This window comes from Acetobacter fallax, assembly GCF_011516735.1.
GTDB lineage: Bacteria > Pseudomonadota > Alphaproteobacteria > Acetobacterales > Acetobacteraceae > Acetobacter > Acetobacter fallax.
In genome coordinates this window covers 1-759 of record NZ_WOSX01000142.1, presented here as the reverse complement: position 1 = coordinate 759, position 759 = coordinate 1, and the positions used below count along the sequence as shown (strand labels likewise).

Here is a 759-nt window from a genome sequence, read left to right as displayed (position 1 = left end):
AGCCTTCCTGCTGGCTGCGATTGAAACAAAGGCCGATATTTCCCTTGTCGAACTGGCGGAGACACTTGCAGCGGAACACGGTGTCCGCTTTGCGCCGAGCACGATCTGGCGGTGCCTCAACCGTCACGACATGACCGTAAAAAAACGGCGCACGCCAGCGAGCAGACACGGCCAGACGTCGCACAGCGGCGCGAGGCCTGGTTTGACAGTCAGCCTGACCTTGATCCGGCCCGGCTGGTCTTCATCGACGAAACAGCCGTCTCGACGAAGATGGCCCGCCTGCGGGGGCGGTCACAACGGGGCACGCGCTGTCGGATGTCCGTGCCCCACGGGCACTGGAAAACCACGACGTTCATCGGGGGGTTGCGTCTGTCCGGCATGACAGCACCGATGATGCTGGACGGCCCCATGACCGGCGAATGGTTTGCCGCCTACGCCCGAAAGGTGCTCGGCCCAACCCTGTCGCCGGGTGACATCGTCATTCTTGACAATCTGCCCGCCCATAAAGGAGCCGTTGCCCGCGAGGCTGTGGAGGCAGTCGGCGCCAGGTTGTTGTTCCTGCCGCCCTACAGTCCTGACTTCAACCCGATCGAGAACATCTTCGCCAAAATGAAGGCGTGGATCAGACGGGTGGCACCGCGAACCCTCGACGCTCTTCAAGATACCGTCTGTGGAGCAATTGACGATATCTCTCATCGCCAGGCCGCAGCGTGCTTCACCGCCGCCGGATATGAACCAGACTGATCGGATTATGCTCTA

1 protein-coding gene is annotated in these 759 nt (G+C 61.4%); it reads left to right on the top strand.

The features are described from left to right. The first annotated feature begins 111 nt into the window (after positions 1–111). A complete protein-coding gene (locus tag GOB85_RS18890; protein ID WP_173578880.1) occupies positions 112–744 on the top strand; it encodes an IS630 family transposase in 633 nt (210 codons plus the stop codon). The last annotated feature ends 15 nt before the right edge of the window (positions 745–759 follow it).